The organism is Buttiauxella gaviniae, assembly GCF_040786275.1.
GTDB lineage: Bacteria > Pseudomonadota > Gammaproteobacteria > Enterobacterales > Enterobacteriaceae > Buttiauxella > Buttiauxella gaviniae_A.
Window position 1 is genome coordinate 324,457 of the sequence record NZ_JBFMVT010000002.1, and the last position, 14,772, is coordinate 339,228.

At 54.4% G+C, this 14,772-nt stretch carries 18 protein-coding genes; 3 read left to right on the top strand and 15 right to left on the bottom strand.

Features of this window, described 5'->3' with window-relative positions; translation table 11 throughout:
• Positions 1–9: 9 nt before the first annotated feature.
• From AB1E22_RS02200 to flgB, 8 genes are read right to left on the bottom strand one after another with little or no spacing between them, the layout of a single operon-like run.
• Positions 10–1,104, bottom strand: a complete 1,095-nt coding sequence (locus AB1E22_RS02200; RefSeq protein ID WP_367593881.1) for a flagellar basal body P-ring protein FlgI — start codon at positions 1,102–1,104, stop codon at positions 10–12.
• Positions 1,105–1,117: 13 nt separating this feature from the next.
• A complete protein-coding gene (gene flgH, locus AB1E22_RS02205; protein WP_367597304.1) occupies positions 1,118–1,783 on the bottom strand; it encodes a flagellar basal body L-ring protein FlgH in 666 nt (221 codons plus the stop codon).
• Between the two features lie 33 nt (positions 1,784–1,816).
• Positions 1,817–2,602, bottom strand: a complete 786-nt coding sequence (flgG, locus tag AB1E22_RS02210) for a flagellar basal-body rod protein FlgG (protein ID WP_367593882.1) — start codon at positions 2,600–2,602, stop codon at positions 1,817–1,819.
• Positions 2,603–2,625: 23 nt separating this feature from the next.
• Positions 2,626–3,357 carry a flagellar basal body rod protein FlgF gene (locus tag AB1E22_RS02215; RefSeq protein ID WP_367593883.1) on the bottom strand — a complete coding sequence of 244 codons (732 nt, stop codon included), beginning with the start codon at positions 3,355–3,357 and terminating at the stop codon, positions 2,626–2,628.
• Positions 3,357–4,577, bottom strand: coding sequence for a flagellar hook protein FlgE (gene flgE / locus AB1E22_RS02220; protein ID WP_367593884.1), 1,221 nt, complete (start codon positions 4,575–4,577; stop codon positions 3,357–3,359). The genes AB1E22_RS02215 and flgE overlap by 1 nt, the downstream gene beginning before the upstream one ends.
• 25 nt (positions 4,578–4,602) lie before the next feature.
• Positions 4,603–5,283 (bottom strand): flagellar hook assembly protein FlgD, encoded by a 681-nt coding sequence (gene flgD / locus AB1E22_RS02225; protein ID WP_367593885.1) that lies wholly within the window; start codon positions 5,281–5,283, stop codon positions 4,603–4,605.
• Positions 5,284–5,286: 3 nt separating this feature from the next.
• A complete protein-coding gene (flgC, locus tag AB1E22_RS02230) occupies positions 5,287–5,712 on the bottom strand; it encodes a flagellar basal body rod protein FlgC (protein ID WP_367593886.1) in 426 nt (141 codons plus the stop codon).
• Between the two features lie 18 nt (positions 5,713–5,730).
• Positions 5,731–6,081, bottom strand: a complete 351-nt coding sequence (gene flgB / locus AB1E22_RS02235; RefSeq protein ID WP_367593887.1) for a flagellar basal body rod protein FlgB — start codon at positions 6,079–6,081, stop codon at positions 5,731–5,733.
• Positions 6,082–6,230: 149 nt separating this feature from the next.
• Between flgB and flgA the strand changes: the two genes are divergently transcribed.
• From flgA to flgN, 3 genes are all read left to right on the top strand, one after another.
• On the top strand, positions 6,231–6,962 hold the full coding sequence (flgA, locus tag AB1E22_RS02240) for a flagellar basal body P-ring formation chaperone FlgA (RefSeq protein ID WP_367593888.1): 732 nt from the start codon (positions 6,231–6,233) through the stop codon (positions 6,960–6,962).
• Between the two features lie 92 nt (positions 6,963–7,054).
• Positions 7,055–7,330: a flagellar biosynthesis anti-sigma factor FlgM gene (flgM, locus tag AB1E22_RS02245; RefSeq protein WP_367593889.1), complete on the top strand. Its 276-nt coding sequence runs from the start codon at positions 7,055–7,057 to the stop codon at positions 7,328–7,330.
• A 5-nt stretch (positions 7,331–7,335) separates the two neighbouring features.
• Positions 7,336–7,764, top strand: a complete 429-nt coding sequence (gene flgN / locus AB1E22_RS02250; protein ID WP_367593890.1) for a flagellar export chaperone FlgN — start codon at positions 7,336–7,338, stop codon at positions 7,762–7,764.
• Between the two features lie 2 nt (positions 7,765–7,766).
• On the opposite strand, the gene fliJ is transcribed toward flgN, so the two are convergent.
• From fliJ to AB1E22_RS02285, 7 genes are read right to left on the bottom strand one after another with little or no spacing between them, the layout of a single operon-like run.
• Positions 7,767–8,201, bottom strand: coding sequence for a flagellar export protein FliJ (gene fliJ, locus AB1E22_RS02255; protein WP_367593891.1), 435 nt, complete (start codon positions 8,199–8,201; stop codon positions 7,767–7,769).
• A 17-nt stretch (positions 8,202–8,218) separates the two neighbouring features.
• Positions 8,219–9,535: a flagellar protein export ATPase FliI gene (fliI, locus tag AB1E22_RS02260; protein WP_367593892.1), complete on the bottom strand. Its 1,317-nt coding sequence runs from the start codon at positions 9,533–9,535 to the stop codon at positions 8,219–8,221.
• Positions 9,528–10,283, bottom strand: coding sequence for a flagellar assembly protein FliH (gene fliH, locus AB1E22_RS02265; protein ID WP_367593893.1), 756 nt, complete (start codon positions 10,281–10,283; stop codon positions 9,528–9,530). The genes fliI and fliH overlap by 8 nt, the downstream gene beginning before the upstream one ends.
• A 3-nt stretch (positions 10,284–10,286) precedes the next feature.
• Positions 10,287–11,345 (bottom strand): flagellar motor switch protein FliG, encoded by a 1,059-nt coding sequence (locus tag AB1E22_RS02270; protein ID WP_367593894.1) that lies wholly within the window; start codon positions 11,343–11,345, stop codon positions 10,287–10,289.
• Entirely contained in the window at positions 11,302–12,996 is a 1,695-nt protein-coding gene (fliF, locus tag AB1E22_RS02275) for a flagellar basal-body MS-ring/collar protein FliF (protein WP_367593895.1), read from the bottom strand. Before fliF ends, AB1E22_RS02270 begins: the two co-directional genes overlap by 44 nt.
• Positions 12,997–13,005: 9 nt before the next feature.
• A complete protein-coding gene (locus tag AB1E22_RS02280) occupies positions 13,006–13,368 on the bottom strand; it encodes a flagellar hook-basal body complex protein FliE (protein ID WP_367593896.1) in 363 nt (120 codons plus the stop codon).
• Between the two features lie 31 nt (positions 13,369–13,399).
• Complete coding sequence (locus AB1E22_RS02285; protein ID WP_367593897.1) at positions 13,400–14,428, bottom strand: sigma-54 interaction domain-containing protein; 1,029 nt, start codon at positions 14,426–14,428, stop codon at positions 13,400–13,402.
• Between the last annotated feature and the right edge of the window lie 344 nt (positions 14,429–14,772).

Sequence of the window (14,772 nt, forward strand, 5' to 3'; positions counted from 1 at the left end):
GCTCTCTCCTTAAATGACGACCAGCTCGGCATCCATTGCACCGGCTTCGCTCAGCGCCTGTAAAATCGCCATCGTGTCATCCGGCGAGGCACCCAGGCTATTTAACGTGTTGACGATATTTCTCAGGCTGGTTCCCGCAGGCACCATCACCATCTGTCCGCGCTCACGATTCACGTTGATATTGGAATTTGGCGTCACGGTGGTGTTTCCCTGGCCGAATGGCGCAGGCTGGCTAACCTGTGGCGTCTCCTGAATGGTGACCGTCAGGTTGCCGTGTGAAACGGCGGCGGCACGCACTACCACGCCATCACCAATCACGATCGTCCCGGTGCGAGCGTTAAACACCACGCGTGGCTGCTGCCTGCCGCTGGTGATCTGCAAATCCTCAAGGCTCGACATAAACGCCACGCGCGCGCCCGGCTGTTCCGGGGCACGCACCATCACGTTAGTCGCACTTTGCGCGGTGGCAATCGAGCCGAACGCCTGATTAATCGCCATCGCTACGTTGTTGGCGGTTTTAAAACTAGGCCGTTTCAGGTTGAGAACCACCTGGCTGTTGGCCTGAAAATCGGTAGGGATTTCGCGCTCAACGGTGGCGCCGTTTGGCACTCGCCCGACGGTTGGGGTGTTCATGGTGATGCTTGAGCCGCTGTCGCCCTCGGCTTTAAAGCCGCCCACCACCACATTCCCCTGCGCCAGGGCATACACTTCGCCGTCTGCCCCGCGAAGCTGCGTCAGTAGCAAGGTACCGCCGCGCAGGCTTTTCGCATCGCCAATGGATGAAACCGTAATATCGATGGACTGCCCGCGGGCGTACATCGGTGGCAGAGTGGCGCTGATCGCCACCGCCGCCACGTTTTTCACTTTGGGATCGATTTTGGCAGGCATCTGCACGCCAAACTGACGCAGCATATTGGTCACCGACTGGCTGGTGAATTTGACCTGGTTTTTATCCCCGGTGCCGTCAAGGCCCACCACCAGGCTGTAGCCCACCAGTTGGTTGCCGCGCACGCCCTGAATATCAACGATATTGCCTAACCGCTCCGCACTGGCCTGTCCGATAACGGCCAGCAGGAGCAAAAAACCTGACATCAGGTTACGCATGAGATTCTCCTGCTTAAATCGGGAACAGTGGATGGTTAAAGAAACGCGTGAGCCACCCAGCCGCGTTCGAGTCGCTCAGGGCTCCGCGTCCGGCGTACGAAATGCGCGCGTTGGCGATTCGCTGGGAGGAAACCGTGTTGCCCAGGGAAATATCTTCCGGCCTGACTAACCCCGTCACGCGCATATATTCGTCGCCCTGGTTGAGCGTCAGCCACTTCTCGCCGCGAATTTCCATCACGCCGTTAGGCAGAACTTTATGCACCGCAACGGTAATCGACCCGCGCAACATATTTTGCTGGGCGGAGTTAGCGGCCCCTTTGAAGTTACGATCGCCGCTGATCGACGCGCTGGCTTTATCCAGCGTTTTGCCGAACACCTCCGGCACGCCAATCGTCACGTCGTTCTCTTTGCCGAAGTTGGTGGTGGCCTGTTTACTGGACTGCGTGGACTCATCCAGGTTGACGGTCAAAATATCCCCTACGCGATAGGCGCGGCGATCCTGAACTAAAGACCAGCTATAGCTGTTGCTGTACAACCCGCCGCCGGAGACAGCAGGCGTTGCCGCCGCCAGATCTTCCGGTGGCGCGTAGGCGGCATCATCTTTTTTGACAAACAGCGTCTGGCTTTCACAGCCGGTCAACGCCAGGGCCAGCAGCCCCATGAGCATTTTCTTTTTCATATCCATTTACTTCTCAAGCGCAATCCCTGCGTTTTACAGCGTTTGTGTGATGAACTTCAGCATGTCATCGGCTGCGGAAACCATTTTGGCGTTCATTTCGTAAGCACGCTGAACGGTGATCATATCGACCATCTCTTCCACCACCTGCACGTTGGAACCTTCCAGTGTTCCCTGCTCCAGTTGGCCCAGCGCCTCTTCACCCGGCACGCCTTCCACCGGCGCACCGCTGGCTGCGGTTTCACGGTAAACGTTGCCGCCCACCGCCGACAGACCGGCTGGATTGACAAAGTTCACCAGCGTGATTTGCCCCAGTTCGACGGGATCCACTTCATCCGCCACCAGCGCAGAAACGGTGCCATCTTTGGCGATGTTCAGCTCTTTGGTATTGCCCGGTAGTTCAATCTGCGGGACCAGCGGTTGGCCCTGTGCCGTGGTGACCACCCCTTCGCTGTTCACTTGCAGGTTGCCAGAGCGCGTATAGCCCACGGTGCCGTCGGGCATTTCAATCTGGAAGAAACCTTGTCCGGCAATCGCCACATCCATTTTCTGGTTAGTGACCTGCATGCTGCCCACGGTGAACGCTTTCTGCGTGCCGACCACTTTTACGCCGCTGCCGTACTGCATGCCGCCAGGTGTGGCGTTATTCTGGTTCGCCTGCACGCCAGGGGCGCGCATGTTCTGATAGAACAGATCTTCAAAGACCACGCGGTCGCGTTTAAACCCGGTGGTATTTACGTTCGCGAGGTTATTGGAAACCGCGTTCATTTTGGCATCCTGCGCCGCAAGACCGGTTTTACTGATCCATAATGCTGGATTCATACTTTATTCCCTTAATAGTCAAATCAGGTATTGCGGATCACGCGGTTACCGGCCTGAGCGAGATCTTCCGCCACTTTCATCATCTTAATCTGCGCTTCAAAGCTGCGATTAAGAGAGAGGCTGGAGACCATTTCGCTGATGGCAGAAACGTTGCTGCTTTCCAGATGTTTGCTGGCAAGCGTTATCTCTTCGCTGCGCGGTTCGGTGCGGTTATTGGTCACCAGAAAACCGTTGTTATCTTTGTTTAGTTGGCTGGTTGCCACGTCCACCAGCTTGATGCGATCGACATCCATCAGGGCGTTAATATCGCCATCCTGGGGAACGATGGAGATCGTGCCGTCATTGGCGATAGAGACCTGGGAAAACGGCGGCAGCACGATAGGCCCGCCCTCGCCCATCACCGGCTGGCCGCTGATGGTCAGGTCGCCGTCTTCGCTGACGTTGATATGCCCGTTACGGGTGTAGACTTCTTTCCCGCCCATTTGCAGGGCAATCAGGCCGCTGCCGATTATCCCCACGTCCAGGTCACGCCCGGTTTCTTCCAGCGAGCCCGGCGTCATATCCACGCCGCCGGTGGCGTTTTGCACCATGTAACGGGAGTCGTAGCCGCTGCCCTGCACCTGGGTTGAGAGCGCTTTATCCAGGTCACCACGAAAACCGCTGGTGTTCACGTTGGAGAGGTTATTGGAGTGAACCTGCTGCTGCATCAGGCTGCGGCTGGCTCCGCTCATGGCGGTATAAATTAAGTGGTCCATTACACAGCCTGCATCAACGCGTTCATCATGTTGTCGTTGGTGCTAATCACTTTGGTGTTAGCCTGGTAGTTACGCTGGGCGCTCATTAAGCCTACAAGTTCGGAGGTTAAATCCACGTTGGACTCTTCAAGCGCGTTGGATTTGATATAGCCCAGCAGGCCGCTGCCTGGCGCGCCGATCAATGGCGCACCGGATGAACCGGTTTGTGCCCAGGTGGTGCCATCTTGTGATTGCAGGCCGTTCGGGTTCGCAAAGTTTGCGATGATCAACTGGCCCTGCAACATGCGCTCGCCGTTGGAGAAGGTGGCATAGACGTTGCCTTTTTCATCAACCTGCTGGCCGGTGCGCTCACCGGAGGCGTAACCGTCGCCCTGGTTGCGGCTGACGGAGAAGTCAGAGCCATACTGTGTTGAGCCTGTATAGCTCATCTCAATCTTCAATGGATCCGCGCCATTAATATCAACGCTGAGATCGGTCATCCCACCAGGAACGGCAAGAATCCCTGAATTACTAAATTGGACTGCTATTTTTGAATCTGCTGGATCCGTAAGTTTCTGCCCATCGAGACGCAGATGTACCGTCCAGTTATTATCACTATCTTTAACGAAATATTGCGTCAGGGTATGTTCCCGGCCTAACGAATCAAAAATTTGAGTGGTGTAAGTATTGTTGTAGGTCGAATCATCTTTCTCATTGAAATCGATTGGATTATTGTTTCCATCAACTTTAGGAATAGCTTTGGCATTGGCGTCAAAGTTAGCGGTGAACCCGACATTGGTTGTCGCTTTCGCGGGAATAGAACCACTCTTAATACTCAAATTCGATACCGTACCCACCTGCAAATTACCCTTGGAATCTACAGGATAACCCTGCATGTTCATGCCGAGGTTATTGACCAGGTTGCCGTCTTTGTCGGTACCGAAATAACCGGCGCGGGTATAAGAGGTGGTGCCGGTGGTATCGCGTACCACAAAAAAGCCGTTGCCGGAAATCGCCAGATCCAGCGAGTTGCTGGAGCTAATAATATTGCCCCCGCGCGTAATGCTTTGTGTTACCCCGGTGACGCCCACGCCCAAAGGCTGAGACTGTGCATACAGGGCAGAAAACTCCGCGCGACCGGATTTGTATCCTACGGTTCCGGTGTTGGCGATATTGTTACTGATGGCCCCCAGCTGCTGGCTGATAGCGTTAAGACCTGAGGTTGCGATACTAAAACTCATGATTTCATCCTGATTACAAAAGTTGTTACGTCCGACGCGTGCCGGAAGCCTGTCCACCAAATTGACTAATACTGCTGTAAGGCACTTCCCCGAGCCCGGCGATTTTGAGCATCGTGACGCCGCCTTTTAGCGGAATGCGCACATTGCTGACGGTGCCGCCAATTTCCACGGGAATCGACTGCTCGGCGGTGTCCGTCACCACGCTCAGCGTGTATTTACCTTCCGGTAATCCCATTTTTTTCGCATCGAGGGTGAAGTCCACCAGACCCGCCTGCTGACGGCCCAGATCGATCTTATGTTCGTTGCCGACCGCATCTTTCACGTGAACCGTTACCGATGACGCCGGGTGTTCCAGGGTTAAACGGCCATTGAGCACCGAATCGTCCTGCACTTCCACGCGGTCGGTTTGTACCATCACGTTTTGGCCGACCAGATTTGCCGTGGTCAGCGTCTGGAGGTTATCCATCATGATGCTGCTGTTTTGCATCAGACTTGCGACGCGTTCCATAGACTGCACCTGGGAAAGCTGCGCCAGTTGGCCCACGTATTCCGTGCCATCGGTCGGGTTCAGCGGGTCCTGGTTTTGCACCTGCGCCACCAGCAATTTCAGGAACATATCGTTCATGCCTGAAACGGACTGCCCGTTTGCGGAAACAGAACTTCCGCCGGTCTCCTGGGTGTATTTAGCCGTATCTGTCACATTCATAAATTACACCTCGCCCAGGCGCAGCAGGCTTTGCTGCATACTTTTGACGCTGCTCAGCACTTCCGCGCTGGTTTCAAACCCGCGAGAGGCAGACATCATGTCGGCCATCTCTTCCACGACGTTAATATCCGGGTAATAGACATAACCCTGATTGTTGGCCATCGGATGGTTGGGTTCATAGCGTTGGGTTGCCTGGCCGGTTTCTACCACGTCCATAATCTGTACGCGGGCACCCGCCATAGCGTTGTTCCCGGCCAGTTGGCTGTTCTGGTAGATGGAGGCGAAAACCGGACGGCGCGCTTTATACACCGTCTCTTCGCTTGCCGATGCGGCATCGGCGTTGGCCATATTACTGGCGATGGTGTTCAGCCTGACGGTTTGCGCCGTCATTGCAGAACTGGAAACTCGATAGATGTCCGTAAAAGCCATACTTTCTTCCTGAACGAATTATTTGCCTTCGATGGCAGCCCGTAATCCTGAAAATTTCATTTTCAGAAATGTCAGGCTCATTTGGTAATCCATGCTGTTCTTTGCGAATGCGGCTTGCTCCACATCCAGCGCCACCGTATTGCCATCCGTAGACGGTTGATACGGCAGGCGATATTTCACTTCTGCCCCGCTGTTTTGAAACAACGCCTGCTTCGAACGTTGCATCTGCGCGGCAAAATCAATATCTTTAGCCTTGAAATTAGGGGTATCCACGTTGGCGAGGTTGGTGGATAACAGCTCTGCCCTGGTCAGTCTGAGCTGCAACGCCTGTGGATGAACGCCTAATGCCTTGTCAAAACTAATGCTCACTGTCTCTCCTTACAGTCTTGCGTCCTCTCTGGCGCACCTTGCTTCGATTTCTCTCACAAGACGCTTGCCATCAACAACGACTAAAGCAATTTTTATGCCAGGTTTATAAAACTATGATTTTCAAACGAATAGAGAGAAACCGCCCCCTGATGCGGAAAAACATCTTCCGCCTGATTTTTGTCGGGCTGAGTATGGCTTGCGTTAGCGCACAGGCTACGGTGGATTCCAGTAAGCAGATTGACACCGGGGTGCGAAAAGCCGCTCAGAAAGAGATTAGCGAAATAGCGCAGCATCAGGGCTTCGGGAAATACGCCCTGCAACTGGACGTGGTGATCCCCCCGGAAGCCGCATCGCTCGCGCCTTGCCCTAAAACCCCTGCCGTTGCACCTGGCGCTAACAGCAAACGCACGCTGTACCGCCTGCGGTATGAAGTCACCTGCCCCGGCGTTCAGGACTGGAAGCTCAACGTCGCGGTCAAAACGGCGATTACCCTGCCGGTGATTACCGCTGTAAATGCTCTGGAACGCGGGCGGGTGATTGATGCTCAGGATGTGGTGTTACGCCCGCAGGATATTGCCCCGCTTAACGGGCAGTTTTTCACCGCGCCGCAAGAGGTCATCGGCCAAATCGTCAAGCGCCGAGTCTCTGAATCGCAAATTATTACCGGCAGCCTGTTAGAACAGCCGGTGATGGTAGAGCGCGGGCAAAGTGTGCTGATGGTTGCCAGCCATCAGGGCATTGAGGCCAGTACTACGGGAGAGGCGATGAAACAGGGGCGCAAAGGGGAAGTGATTCGCGTGCGTAATATCAGCAGCCAGCGTACCGTCGACGCCATTGTCGTCGCCCCTGGCGAAGTGCGGATTCTGACGCCAACCCGCTGATTGGCATTTTTGCGACGGGAATTAAAGTTTTCCCCCGTTCACGTCGCTTTATACAGACAGCAGACGAATTTGGGTTTATCTCGGGAGAGAATATGAAAATTAACCAAAACCATTACGCGCCGATCCAGTCGACTCAGGCAAGCCAGGCCACCAAAGAGCTTTCTGAAACCAAAGCCTCTGCGCCGTTGCGTAGCGCGCCGATTGCCGCGGTAGATCCGGTGCTGGGCGATGCGCAAAAAGCGCTGCAAAACCTGCCAGAAATCGACATGGATCGTGTCGCCGAAATGAAACAGGCGCTCAGCAACGGGCAGTTGCACGTCAATCTTGATGACCTGACGCTCTCCATTCAAAAATATTTTCAACGGTAAACATAATGATGACAGCAGGCCAACGGATGACCGCTTTGTTACAGGATATGGTGCAGGACAGGCAGCGCTATATCACGCTGAAAAACTTGCTCGAAGAGCAACGCACGCTATTACTGGAGCGTAATAGTGAGCAACTAAGCCGCGTAAATCTGGAGTTAATGGAAATTTATCAGCAACTGACGGATTGCGCTGCAACGCGCCAACAATCTTTGCAAACGCTGGGATTTAGCGCAGATAAAGCCGGTTTACAGCAGTTTATTGAGCGCCTGCCCCAGCAGCATCAAGGGAAAATCAGCGCGCTTTGGGAAGATTTGCAGCGCAATGCAGAACTGTGCCAACAATTAAATGAACGTAACGGCATGGTTCTGCATATGCAGCGGCAGATTATGGAAAACGTCAGCCAGGCGAGTGAGCCGGCTGACTGGATATACTGAGATTACCCGCCGCGCCTGTTACGCATCCAGCTTTGAGCGGACATCGCGTCGGTGGTTTTCTGATCTTTTCTCGCCTCTTCCACGGCAAATTTATCTTGCCGCTGCTCCAGCACCAGTTGATACCCCCGTTCACGCCGCGCTTCATGCAATAAATTCTGTTGCAGCTCCTGCATTTTCATATCCGCAAGCGCCTGCTCCTGCTTTTGCCAGTTGATGATGCGCTGAATATTTTTCTTGTAGTGCGCCTGGTTGGTCATCATCGCCGCGTGGGTATTTCCGCTACCGCCAGGGGCAATCGCCAGGTTATTGAGCGCCTGAATGTTATTTTCATAGCGCTGGCAGAGCTGGCGTTGAGTTGAGACTTTCCCGGTGAGATCTTTCACCGTGCGGGCGCGCATCTGGACCAGTTGTTCAAGCGTTCTGATGGTTTTTGGCATCCTTTACCTCATCTTTTTTACCGGGCGACAAGCGTCTGCAAATCCTCGAGGGTATTTTCAAGCGTTGCCGCGAGGCTAACTTCCTGTTGTAAAAAATGGTGGATGGCGGGCGCCATTCCTACGGCACGATCCACCAGCGGATCGCTTCCGGCGACGTAGCCCCCAAGGGGTAACATCGGCTTAATATTCATATATTCGCCGTAGAGCTGTTTTAGGGTGCGGGCATCACGCTGGTGATCGCGGCTGGTTACCAGCGACATACAGCGGCTAATCGACTGGGAAATATCGATGGCCGGATAGTGCCCCGCTTCTGCAAGATGCCGGGACAACACAATGTGCCCGTCCAGCACCGCACGCGCGCAGTCAACGATCGGATCTTGTTGATCGTCACCTTCAGCCAGAACGGTATAAATGGCCGTCATCGTGCCCTGCCCTTCGCTATTTCCCGCGCTTTCCACAAGCTTTGGGATCAGCCCGAACGCAGAAGGCGGATAGCCTTTGGTGGCCGGAGGTTCGCCGAGGGAGAGCGCAATTTCACGCTGCGCCATCGCGTAACGCGTCAGGGAATCGACCAGGAGCAAAACATCTAATCCCCGGTCACGGTAATAGCTGGCAATCGCGTGGCACAGTTCGGTGGCTTTCAGGCGCATCAGCGGAGATTCATCCGCCGGAGCGGCAACAATCACCGATTTCGCCAGGCCGCTTTCGCCCAGCGAGTGTTCGATAAACTCTTTTACTTCGCGGCCACGCTCGCCGATAAGCCCGACCACAACCACATCGGCGCGGGTATAGCGAGTGACCATGCCGAGCAGGACGCTTTTCCCGACGCCGCTGCCCGCCATCAGCCCCACGCGCTGGCCTTTGCCGATGGTGAGCAAGCCGTTAATGGCGCGCACGCCAACGTCTAAAGGTTCGTCAACGGAGCGTCGGGTCAGCGGGTGAATCTGGGCGATATTGCGGGCAAGGGGTGTGTCGCCCTGCAGTTTGCCTTTTTGATCGAGCGGTTCGCCCAGGCCGTTAACCACCCGCCCCAGCCACTGCATACCGATCAGCACCGACTCTTCTTTTTCCACCGGATAAACTTTCGCTCCGGCGATTAAACCCACGGGGTGCTTAAACGGCATCAGGCAGGTAATTTCGCGATCAAAACCCACCACCTGAGCATCCATCAGGCTGCCGTCAACGCTCTCTATCTGGCAATACTGGCCGATAGCCAACACGCAGCCGACGCATTCCAGCAGCAGGCCGTTGACCCGCACCAGGCGCCCGGCGACACGCGCGAGGTTAATATTGTCAATGGATTTAAGGGCTTGTTCAAAATCGAGCTTATGCATCCTGCGCGTCCGGCAACAGCGTCTCTTTCAGAACATCTACGCACTGTTGCAGGCGATGCTGGCAACCGATGTCCATTTCCGTGGTTTCCGTTATCACGCGGCATTCACCCGGCAGCATCTGCGGGTCGGCGCTCAGACCCCATTCACGGGCACGTTCGGGTTCCGCCTCGCTGATGCGACGAAACTCTTCTGCATTCAGGCAGACTTTTATCTGTTCCGGCGTTTTCGCAAGGCTGCCGATCGCCTCTTCTACCAGCGTCAGCAATTGCGTTGGGTGCAGCGTCAGTTCGCAGCGAATCACCTGGCGGGAGACTTTTTCCACCAGTTGAAGCAGCTCATCGCGCCGACGGGTTTCATAGTCGGCGAGGTACTGTTTAAGCTCGCCGGTCACGCCGTCCAGCGGTTGCGCGGCATCAATAAACAATTGCCGCCCCGCCAGTTTGCCTTCGTCGTGGCCTTTGCGTAGCCCTTCATCAAAACCTAAACGCACGCCTTCCTGGTACCCTTCGCCGCGCCCTTCTTCCAGCCCCTGCTCAAACCCCTGTTTCATGCCTTCCTGAAAACCATCAGCAAGCTGTTGTTGCAGGCTGGCGTTATCCATAAACGGCGCGGCAAAACCGGCATCGCCCTGCCCACCGTCAAGCATGTGGCGGTTGCGATGAAGCGGCGGGAATTTATGCACCCGTGGGCGTGCCGTGGCGTTTGCGGCAAGCGGTTTGGCAAAAAGTGATTTGCTCTGCTGACTCATGGGTTACTCCATCGTCAGTTCAGAGAAGAGACGCACCTGAATCTCACCCTCTTCGGCCAGTTCACGCACGGTCGCCATAATCTCTTTGCGCACCTGCTCGACGCGGCTTGCAGGCACCGGGCCTAAACGCGTGCCGGTGCTTTGCAGCAGTTGAACCTGGCGTTTTGGCATCGCGCTGTAAATCGCCTGGCGCAGAACCGGCTCGGTGCCTTTCAGCGCCACCGCCCAGTCCTCGATAGGGATTTCGTCCATCAGACGTTGCAGCACCGCTGGCGTCTGGCGGCTCAGAATAAAGAATTCGTACATCTGATCTTTGAGTTCGTTTACCACGTCTTCATCGCGAATGCGCAGTTGCTCAAGCAGTTCCTGCTGATTGGATGGAATGCGGTTCACGATGTCCGCCGCGTGTTTAATTCCCACCAGTTTGGAACCGTGCTCGGAAAGCACCGCCACGCCGCGTTCGATAATGCGATCCAGCTCGTCAATCACGTCGCGGTTCACATCATCCAGACGCGCGATGCGGTAGATGATTTCATCCCGGCGGGACGCTTCCAGGCAGCTTAATACGCCCGCCGCCACGTCAGGCGGCAGGAACGCCAGGAAAACGGCCTGAAGCTGTAAGTGCTCCTGGTCAATCAGGCTTGCGAGCTGCGGGGTATCGACCCATTGCAGCCGCGCCATGCGGTAACGCACTTCGTCCCCATAAATACCGTTGATCACGCTGCGGGAGATTTCGCTCCCCAGCGCTTTATCGAGGATATTTTTCAGGTAATTACGTGACGCGCCGTTAATGCCGCTCTGCTCACGGTAATCCTGAAAGAAATTATTCATGGCATTACGGGCGTGGGTGACTTTAATCCCGTGCAGGCGCGCCATGGTTTCACTGACGCGCACCACTTCTTCGCGGCTTAATTTCGCCATCACCGTTGCCGCCGCTTCTTCGCCCACGCTCAGCAGTAAAATCGCGGCCTGCTCGAGACGGCTGCGCCCGCTGTTAGCCCCATTTGCCGGGCTGCGATTAGTCTTGTTTGGTTGCGGCTGTGGCTGCGTTATTTCGCTCATTGCTGTTTATCCATTGTTTTAACACTTCAGCCACGCGCTCGGTTTCGCTTTGCGCCAGCGTCTGTAAGAATTCCACTTTCGTTTCAAGCCCTGAACTTTGCGGCGGGAGATTATCCTCAACCTGGAAGGAGGACTTCGGCAATGCCTGCACCAGAGAGTCGTCGTCGCTGGAGGTATCGCCTTCCAGTAATACGCCGCTGTTTTCTGCTTCCAGAGCGGAAATCTGCCGCTCCGGGGAGGTGCTGTAACGACGCGCCAGAGGGCGCACGCCGAGCAGCAATAACAGCAGCGCCAGGAAGCCGATCCCGCCCATCTGACCCCAATCGCGAATATCCGGGTCCTGCCACCATTTGATTAACGGCGTATCCAGGGCATTCGTTGGGGTAAAGACCATCCGATCAATGGTCAGGGAGTCCCCACGTTTCGCGTCCACTCCGGCGGCATCGGCAATCAATTTATTCAGCGCGGTAAATTGTTCCGGCGTCCACTTCGCAAGCGCCGGGGCATCCTGGTTTAGCACCACGGCGATGCTCATTTTTTCAAGCGTGTAAGACGGATGGCGGATATGGCGAACGTCGCGATCGTAAGCGTATTTACGCTGCGTCTGGCTGCGGCTGGAGAGCGCTTGCGGGTTCGTTGTGGAGGTTGTCGATGCGGCTGGCGCTGCCCCAGGCTGGCCCGCAGCAGCAGGCGCAGCGGTTGGCGCGCGGTTGCTCAGCGAACCCGGAATGCCCATCGCCATTTCGTCGGTGGTGTTTTCCTGATTCACGCTTTCGTCGCTAATGCGCGGATCGCCTGCATAGCGCTCCTGCGTCTCTTCGATGGCGCTAAAATCTACCTTCGGCACAACACTTGTGCGGAAATTACCCTGCCCGACTAACGAGTTGAGCAGGTTAGCAATGTTCTTTTCGGTTTCGCCTTTGATCTGCTGGCTGATGTCGCGAACTTTGCTGATACCCGCAATCTGGCTGCTGCCGGTTTCAACCCCTTCGGACAAGAGATTGCCGTTTTGATCGACAACGCGCACTTCGCCTGCATTCAGGCCCGGCACGCTTCCGGCGACCAGTTGCACAATCGCCAGCACCTGCTGGTCGTTAAGCTGTTTGCCAGGACGCAGGCGCACCATAACCGAGCCGCTGCTTTCCGGTTGGTTGGTCAGCACGAATGAGCTGGACTCCATCAGCCCCAAATGCACCCGCGCGGATTCCACCGGGTCGAGCCCCATGATGCTTTGCGCCAGTTCGCCTTCGATGCTGCGTTTGTAACGTACGTTCTGGATGAACTGGCTGCTGCCGAGAAGCTCGTCTTTATCCATAAGCTCATAGCCGCCAGGCATGATCGCGGTCACGCCCTGCTCCGCCAGCGCCATGCGCGCTTTCGCCAGTTTGCCGTTGTCCACCATGATGATGCCGCTGGCAGGGTCGATTCGATAATCAATCGCCTGGCTGCCGAGCACATCAACAACTTGTTTTACCGGAATATTTTCCTGAGAACCAAACAGAGCGACATAGTTGTGGTTGGTCATCCACAACGAGGTGACGATGGCGCTGGCGAGGACCAGCCCCGCCGCCCCCAGGAGCATGTTTTTTTTATTTCCCGTTAACCCTGTTTCGAAGTTCATCGGGAATTTTTGTTTTAATTTATCAATCACATTGCAACCTTACACAGCCATGTTCAGCACTTCGTCGAGGGCAGAAGTGAGCTTATTGCGCACCTGCACCATCGCCGAAAAAGCAACGCCGGCTTTTTGGCTTTCCACCATCGCACCGGTTAAATCATCGCTGTAGCCCATTTCGACCGCGGTCTGTTTCGCCGCAGCCGTATGCTGCATGGCATCCACACCGTTTACGGCTTCATTCATCATTTGGCTAAAAGAACCCGATGCGGAGGAGACAGACATTGCGCCCCCGAGGTGTTGCGCGGGCGCAATGATCCCTTGTGAGGCCACCATGGCGCTTTGCTGCAGTTGTTGCAGCATCGAAAGTTGTGCAGGGGAAACGGCAAGCGCCTGAATTTTATCCATTTAGTCTTTCTTCCTTTGAAACTTTATGAGGTCAGGCGTAGCAGCCCATATCAATTCCATCGCCGCGCATGGAGGCCAGGCGATAACGCAATGCCCGTGGCGTGATGCCCAGCGATTGCGCGGTTTGTGATTTATTGCCGTTGTGTTGTTTAAGTAAATCAATGATGTACTGATATTCAGCCAATCGACCGTGGACTTTCACGCCGCGAATGGCATCCGTCACGGGAGTCACAGGTTTGACATTCTCGACCCATGAATTAAGCGCAGGCGGTTCAATATGATTCACCGTCAGGGCTAAATCACAGGCGTGAATGACTTCCCCGCCGCTCAGAATAAGCCCGCGCTGGATGACGTTTTCCAGTTCTCGGATATTTCCCGGCCATGAATATTTTAATAATGCAAAGCGTGCATCGTCGCTGAGCGTTTTATTGACAGCATGCCCCGCCTGGTATTTCTTTATAAAATTCAAAGCCAGCGGGATGATATCTTCTGGTCGCTCGCGCAGGGGGGAAACATGAATAGGCACCACGGCCAGACGATAGTATAAATCCTGGCGAAAACGGCCTTCCGCAATTTCGGTAAGCAAGTCTTTATTGGTAGAGGCGATAATACGAATATCGAGAGGGATTTTTTTATGGCTTCCCAGGCGTTCCACTTCTTGCTCTTGCAATACGCGCAGTAATTTAGCCTGCAGGCTAAGCGGCATATCGCCAATTTCATCAAGCAATAATACGCCGTTATTTGCCAGCTCAAATTTACCCGGCATGCTGCTCACGGCCCCGGTAAAAGCGCCTTTAACGTGGCCGAATAAAATAGATTCCAGCATCGTCTCAGGAATTGCCGCGCAGTTTACCGCAACATAGGGCGCATTTTTACCCACGCTATAATGATGAATGGTGCGGGCAATACACTCTTTACCGGTTCCTGTTTCACCGGTAATAATCGTCGCAACATTAAATTCGGCAACGCGCCGCGCCAGATTAAAGGCATTTACACTCGCAGGCGCATGGGCGATAAAGCTGTGGTTATCTGAGAAGTTATCCTGAGTGACGCTATCCATATCTGTGCCCACAAGTATTTCGTCGTATTAATGAAGACCTGAATAACCGGTCGACCTTCCTGGTCACTTAATACGCAAGTAATCAAAAGAATGTTGGATTCAAAATCCTGATAAGAATTTTCCTGACTGAAGTATACCCATTTGCTTAAACTTGTATCCTCATTAATCCACATTAAAGAACAATTAACAAAACCAAGAATAAATACATTACAAATCATCAAGTTAACAATTAATTTACCAAGATTAATCAACAAAAAACTTAAATAATTAATGCATTAATAAGCCCCTTTCACTTGAACTCAACATACGCTAACGACATACTTTACGACCGTAATATTATGCTC

Coding starts and splice junctions, on each gene's coding strand:
- AB1E22_RS02200 (WP_367593881.1), bottom strand. CDS start 1,104: ATGCGTAACCTGATGTCAGGTTTTTTGCTCCTGCTGGCCGTTATCGGA.
- flgH (WP_367597304.1), bottom strand. CDS start 1,783: ATGAAAAAGAAAATGCTCATGGGGCTGCTGGCCCTGGCGTTGACCGGC.
- flgG (WP_367593882.1), bottom strand. CDS start 2,602: ATGAATCCAGCATTATGGATCAGTAAAACCGGTCTTGCGGCGCAGGAT.
- AB1E22_RS02215 (WP_367593883.1), bottom strand. CDS start 3,357: ATGGACCACTTAATTTATACCGCCATGAGCGGAGCCAGCCGCAGCCTG.
- flgE (WP_367593884.1), bottom strand. CDS start 4,577: ATGAGTTTTAGTATCGCAACCTCAGGTCTTAACGCTATCAGCCAGCAG.
- flgD (WP_367593885.1), bottom strand. CDS start 5,283: ATGAATGTGACAGATACGGCTAAATACACCCAGGAGACCGGCGGAAGT.
- flgC (WP_367593886.1), bottom strand. CDS start 5,712: ATGGCTTTTACGGACATCTATCGAGTTTCCAGTTCTGCAATGACGGCG.
- flgA (WP_367593888.1), top strand. CDS start 6,231: ATGCGGAAAAACATCTTCCGCCTGATTTTTGTCGGGCTGAGTATGGCT.
- flgM (WP_367593889.1), top strand. CDS start 7,055: ATGAAAATTAACCAAAACCATTACGCGCCGATCCAGTCGACTCAGGCA.
- flgN (WP_367593890.1), top strand. CDS start 7,336: ATGATGACAGCAGGCCAACGGATGACCGCTTTGTTACAGGATATGGTG.
- fliJ (WP_367593891.1), bottom strand. CDS start 8,201: ATGCCAAAAACCATCAGAACGCTTGAACAACTGGTCCAGATGCGCGCC.
- fliI (WP_367593892.1), bottom strand. CDS start 9,535: ATGCATAAGCTCGATTTTGAACAAGCCCTTAAATCCATTGACAATATT.
- fliH (WP_367593893.1), bottom strand. CDS start 10,283: ATGAGTCAGCAGAGCAAATCACTTTTTGCCAAACCGCTTGCCGCAAAC.
- AB1E22_RS02270 (WP_367593894.1), bottom strand. CDS start 11,345: ATGAGCGAAATAACGCAGCCACAGCCGCAACCAAACAAGACTAATCGC.
- AB1E22_RS02280 (WP_367593896.1), bottom strand. CDS start 13,368: ATGGATAAAATTCAGGCGCTTGCCGTTTCCCCTGCACAACTTTCGATG.
- AB1E22_RS02285 (WP_367593897.1), bottom strand. CDS start 14,428: ATGGATAGCGTCACTCAGGATAACTTCTCAGATAACCACAGCTTTATC.